General features: G+C 48.9%; 4 tRNA genes and 1 rRNA gene. All 5 read right to left on the bottom strand.

Annotated features, from left to right (window positions below):
- Positions 1-29: 29 nt before the first annotated feature.
- The 5 genes from AC6CHR_RS25065 to rrf all read right to left on the bottom strand — a co-directional run bounded on the left by AC6CHR_RS25065 (position 30) and on the right by rrf (position 496).
- A tRNA-Val gene (locus AC6CHR_RS25065) sits at positions 30-105 on the bottom strand.
- Between the two features lie 4 nt (positions 106-109).
- A tRNA-Glu gene (locus AC6CHR_RS25060) sits at positions 110-184 on the bottom strand.
- 15 nt (positions 185-199) lie between these two features.
- A tRNA-Ser gene (locus tag AC6CHR_RS25055) sits at positions 200-291 on the bottom strand.
- Between the two features lie 4 nt (positions 292-295).
- A tRNA-Asn gene (locus AC6CHR_RS25050) sits at positions 296-370 on the bottom strand.
- Positions 371-380: 10 nt separating this feature from the next.
- A 5S ribosomal RNA gene (rrf, locus tag AC6CHR_RS25045) occupies positions 381-496 on the bottom strand.
- Positions 497-560: the final 64 nt, after the last annotated feature.

Genomic DNA, 560 nt, shown 5'->3' with positions numbered 1-560 from the left:
ATATTAATCTTTCTTTTTGAAAAGTACTATGGTGGAGGATGACGGGATCGAACCGCCGACCCTCTGCTTGTAAGGCAGATGCTCTCCCAGCTGAGCTAATCCTCCAATATGGTGACCCGTACGGGAATCGAACCCGTGATACCGCCGTGAAAGGGCGGTGTCTTAACCGCTTGACCAACGGGCCAAATTATATAAATAGTGGCGGAGAGCAAGGGATTTGAACCCTTGAGACAGTTTACACCGCCTACACGATTTCCAATCGTGCTCCTTCGGCCACTCGGACAGCTCTCCAAAATGGCTCCGCAGGCAAGACTCGAACTTGCGACCGATCGGTTAACAGCCGATAGCTCTACCACTGAGCTACTGCGGATCAATATAAAGCCTGGCGACGTCCTACTCTCACAGGGGGAGACCCCCAACTACCATCGGCGCTGAAGAGCTTAACTTCCGTGTTCGGCATGGGAACGGGTGTGACCTCTTCGCCATCATCACCAGACATTTGTGACAAGGATTATTATACTATTTTATAAGAATATTTCAAGTCTTTTTTACAAAACTTA

The sequence above is a fragment of the Metabacillus sp. GQ13 genome, assembly GCF_059758525.1.
The sequence above is the reverse complement of the archived record's forward strand: the minus strand, read 5'-3'. Positions and strand labels throughout refer to the sequence as shown.